This is a genomic window from Kitasatospora sp. MAP12-44 (assembly GCF_029892095.1).
Lineage (GTDB): Bacteria > Actinomycetota > Actinomycetes > Streptomycetales > Streptomycetaceae > Kitasatospora.
The window spans coordinates 7,819,028-7,823,340 of the sequence record NZ_JARZAE010000004.1 but is presented as its reverse complement, the minus strand read 5'-3'; the positions used below and the strand labels follow the sequence as shown (position 1 = coordinate 7,823,340).

Genomic DNA, 4,313 nt, shown 5'->3' with positions numbered 1-4,313 from the left:
CATCAACTCAACCCATCTGGAGGACCGGCGGACTGCAGGGGACTCGATTCGGACACCCGGCGTGGACCCCACGCGCAGCGCTCGCATTCCCGCACACCAACGGCCAGTCTCTGGCGGCCGCGCCAGGAAAACCCCTAGTGATCGGCGGGGCAGCGGGCGGCCTGCGAGACTAGGGATTTGCCGGGCGCAGTCGGCGGACGATCGCAGGGTGCAAGACACGGGGTGCCGGACAGGTGTGCCGGGAGCACCTCGACCACCGACATCGACGAGGATCTCCTCATGCCCGAAACCGTGCTGAACGGCGACGCGTCGAGGTCCCCGGTGTTCCCCACCGGAGACGCCGTGCCCGACGACCTCGAAGAACTCGACGAGCCGGGCGGCGAACTCGACGAGCTGGACGCCCTGGACCACCAGCTCATCGCCCAGCTGCGGTTGCGGGTGCGCTGCGCCCGGGCCCAGCAGCTGGGCCGACGGGCCGTCGGCCTGCCGGCCACCGCGCTGGCCCAGGAGAACGCCATGCTGCGGCAGTACGTCTCCCGACTCGGACCGGGTGGCGCCGGCATCGCCCTGGCGATCCTTGCCCTCTCCGCCCCCGCCGCCCATTCGCTGCCGGCCGACCCGGCCCGCTAGCTTTCTCCTTTTTACTGCCAAAGCCCGTCGGGCGCCCGGTCGTTGGACCGGGCGCCTGACGGGCTTCGGCTGTTGTCGTTCCCGCTACCAGCGCGCGCCGGAGAGCATCGCGCCGTAGTCCCGGACCAGTTGAGCCTGGTTCAGGTCCGACTCCACCATCATGCGCATCAGTTCGGCGAATCCCACCTCCGGCTCCCAGCCCAGCTCCCGGCGGGCGTTGGAGGAGTTCGCACAGAGTGTCTCCACCTCGGCCGGCCTCACCAGACCGGGATCGACCACGACATGCTCCTCCCAGTCCAGCCCCACGCACTCGAAGGCGATCCGCGCCGCGTCCCGCACCGAGTGCATCCGCCCGGTGCCCACCACGTAGTCACCCGGGCTGTCCTGCTGGAGCATCAGGTGCATCGCGCGGACGTAGTCGCCGGCGAAGCCCCAGTCGCGTACGGCGTCCAGGTTGCCCAGGCTCAGCTTGTCCTGGAGCCCGAGCTTGATCTGCGCGACCGCCAGCGAGATCTTCCGGGTCACGAACTCCGCACCACGGCGCGGCGACTCGTGGTTGAAGAGGATCCCCGATACGCCGTACATCCCGTAGGACTCACGGTAGTTGAGCGTGATGTAGTGCCCGTAGGCCTTGGCCACCCCGTACGGGCTGCGCGGGTGGAAGGACGTCGACTCGCTCTGCGGGGCCTCCGCCACCTTGCCGAACATCTCGGAGGAGGACGCCTGGTAGAAGCGTATCTGCCCCGAGGTGTCACCTCCGGCGGACGGCTTGTTCAGCCCGCTCACCAGCCGAATCGCCTCCAACACCCGCAGCACACCGGTCCCGTTGACCTCGGTGACGAGTTCCGCCTGCTGCCAGGACATCGGGACGAACGAGATGGCCCCCAGGTTGTAGACCTCGTCCGGCTGGACAGCGTCCACCGCCGAGACCAGGCTGCCCTGGTCCATCAGGTCACCGTCCACAAACCGCAGATCGGGGATCAGTTGGGCTATCCGGTCCTTGCGCGGATTGGCCTGCCCCCTGCTGAGTCCCCAGACCTCGTAGCCGAGTCCGATCAGGTGCTCGGCCAGATACGAGCCGTCCTGTCCGGTCACCCCGGTGATCAACGCACGCTTGGACATCCGTTCCCCTTTCGCGCCACGGAATTACTCCTACCGCGGGGTCGAAGTCCGCGATCCCGGACGCGTGCCTCGCAGGCCGTTCCCGGCAGAGCCAGCGAAACACGGAACAAGCTAAGGAATTTTCGAGACTTCGGCCGCAACGCCGCAACGCCGCAACGCCGCAACGCCGCAACCAGGATCCACCCGAGGCGGCTGCTCAGGGCAGCAGCATGGTGAACGCCGTGCGCCCCGGGCGGCTTGACACCGTGAGGGTGCCGCCGTGCGACTCGACCACGGTGCGCGCGATCGCCAGGCCCAGGCCGGTGGTGCCGGAGCTGCGGGAGCGGGCCTCGTCGCCGCGCACGAAGCGCTCGAAGACCCGTTCCGGCGGCTGGACACCGATGCCGGGCCCGGTGTCGGTGACCGTCAGCCGCACGCTGCGGCCCGTGGGCTTCCCGGCCCGCGAGGCCGCCAGGTGCAGCGTCACCTCGGTGCCCCGCGGCGTGTGGGTGCGGGCGTTGGTCAGCAGGTTGCCCACCACCTGACGCAGCCGGTCGGCGTCGCCGCTGACCACGATCGGCTCCTCGGGCAGCGCCAGGCGCCACTGGTGGTCGGGGCCTGCCGCGCTGGCGTCGGTGGTGCAGTCCAGCGCGATCCGGGTCAGGTCGACCTCGGTGAAGGTGAGCGGCCGGCCGGCGTCAAGGCGCGCCAGCAGGAGCAGGTCCTCCACCAGCAGTCCCATCCGCCGGGACTCGGCGTCGATGCGGGTCAGCGAGTGGCGGACGGCCGCGGGGGCCGGGTCGCAGTGGCGCAGGGCGAGTTCGGCGTGTCCGCGGACGTTGGCCAGCGGGGTGCGCAGTTCGTGGCCCGCGTCGGCGGTGAACGCGCGCAGCCGTTCCTCCACCGCCTGCCGCTGGGCCAGCGCGTCCTCCAAGTGGCCGAGCATGCGGTTGAGGGCGCTGCCGACCCGGCCGACCTCGGTGCGCGGGTCGTCGTCCGGGGCGCGGACCGAGAGCGCCACCGCGCCGTTGGACAGCGGGAGGGCGCTGACCAGTTCGGCGGTGGTGACCACACGGCCCAGCGGGCGCAGCGACCAGCGGATCCAGAGCGCTCCGGCGACGCCGGTCGCGGCCAGCGCCACGCCGAACACCAGCAGCTCCACGGTGATCAGCCGGTGCACGGTGTCCTCCACCGGGTGCAACGGCAGCCCGGTGACCAGCACTTCGCCGTCCTGGCCGGCGATCGCGTGCATCCGGTAGTGGTGCAGGGAGGAGAGATGGACGTCGGCAGGTGGTCCGCCGACCGTCAGGGCGGCCAGCGCCCGCTGGTCACCGGCTGTCAGATGGACCAGGTCGTCGGTGTCGGCGGCCAGGTTGCCGGCCTCCACCGCTGCGTCGTCGGCGTCGCCGTCGACCACTCCGGCGTTGCTGACGGCTCCGTTCTTGAGGCGGGCACCGAAGGTGCCGGGCGCCTGGGCCCGGGTGTCGCTGCCCTCGTCCTCTGCGGCGGAGTCCCCGGTACCCGAGGCGTCCCCGGTACCCGCGGTTCCGCGGTGGTCCAGGCTGGCGGCGTAGCGCCCGCCGGTGTCGGTGAGCTGCTGGTCGAGGCGGACCGTCAGGAAGTGGCGCAGCATGTCGGTGGTGGTCAAGCCCACCCCGGCGAAGGTGAGCAGCAGCAGAACGAGCATGCCGGAGATCAGCCGGGAACGCAGCGTCCGGAGCACCGGTCGGCCGCGGCCCCAGCGCGTCACTGCGGGACTCTGAGGACGTAGCCGGCGCCCCGCACCGTGTGGATCACCGGGGGGAAGTCCTGGTCGACCTTCTTGCGCAGGTAGCTGATGTAGAGCTCCACCACGTGCGCCTGACCGCCGAAGTCGTAGGACCAGACGGCATTGAGGATCTCCGCCTTGCTCAACACCTGCCCCGGGTGCTCCATCAGGTAGCGCAGCAGCGCGTACTCGGTGGGGCTCAACGTGATCGACCGACCGTCCCGGATCACCTCACGGGCCTGGTCGTCGAGCACCAGGCCCCCCACCTCCAGAGCCCCCTTCCGCGGCCCGGCGGGAAGGACGCTCCCGGGTTCGGCCCGGCGCAGCAGGCTGTGCAGCCTGGCCATCACCTCGGCGATGCTGAAGGGCTTGGTGACGTAGTCGTCTCCCCCGGCGGCCAGACCGGCGATCCGCTCCTCCACCGCGTCCCGCGCGGTGAGGAAGAGCACGCGCACCTCGGGCTGCTCGGCGTGGATGCGCCGGAGCACCTCCACTCCGTCGAACTCCGGCAGCATCACGTCCAGCACCACCGCATGCGGCCGCCAGTCGGCGGCGGCCGCGACGGCGGCCGGACCCGTCGTCGCCGCGCGGGCCTCCCAGCCCTCGTAACCGACCGCGGCGCAGAGCACCTCGACCAGGTCGGGCTCGTCGTCGACGACCAGGATCCGCTGCCGTGACCGGTTGAGGTCGGGGGCGATGTTCATAGCAGTTCCTGCGATTTCTGGTCGACGAGCAGAGACGAGAGGAGTCGGGAGGAGAGGAGAGGGCGACGGCGCGGGCAGCTCTGAGGCTCCCTCAGAACTCGCTGCCCGCG

At 70.9% G+C, this 4,313-nt stretch carries 4 protein-coding genes; 1 reads left to right on the top strand and 3 read right to left on the bottom strand.

What is annotated here, in order from left to right; translation table 11 throughout:
- Window positions 1–279: 279 nt before the first annotated feature.
- Window positions 280–630 (top strand): hypothetical protein, encoded by a 351-nt coding sequence (locus P3T34_RS35650; protein ID WP_280670356.1) that lies wholly within the window; start codon window positions 280–282, stop codon window positions 628–630.
- Window positions 631–714: 84 nt separating this feature from the next.
- Here P3T34_RS35650 and P3T34_RS35645 read toward each other — a convergent pair whose 3' ends face one another.
- The 3 genes from P3T34_RS35645 to P3T34_RS35635 all read right to left on the bottom strand — a co-directional run bounded on the left by P3T34_RS35645 (window position 715) and on the right by P3T34_RS35635 (window position 4,203).
- Window positions 715–1,752, bottom strand: a complete 1,038-nt coding sequence (locus P3T34_RS35645; protein WP_280670354.1) for a GDP-mannose 4,6-dehydratase — start codon at window positions 1,750–1,752, stop codon at window positions 715–717.
- Between the two features lie 196 nt (window positions 1,753–1,948).
- Window positions 1,949–3,418 (bottom strand): HAMP domain-containing sensor histidine kinase, encoded by a 1,470-nt coding sequence (locus P3T34_RS35640; protein WP_280672588.1) that lies wholly within the window; start codon window positions 3,416–3,418, stop codon window positions 1,949–1,951.
- A 59-nt stretch (window positions 3,419–3,477) separates the two neighbouring features.
- A complete protein-coding gene (locus tag P3T34_RS35635; RefSeq protein WP_280670352.1) occupies window positions 3,478–4,203 on the bottom strand; it encodes a response regulator transcription factor in 726 nt (241 codons plus the stop codon).
- Window positions 4,204–4,313 lie beyond the last annotated feature (110 nt).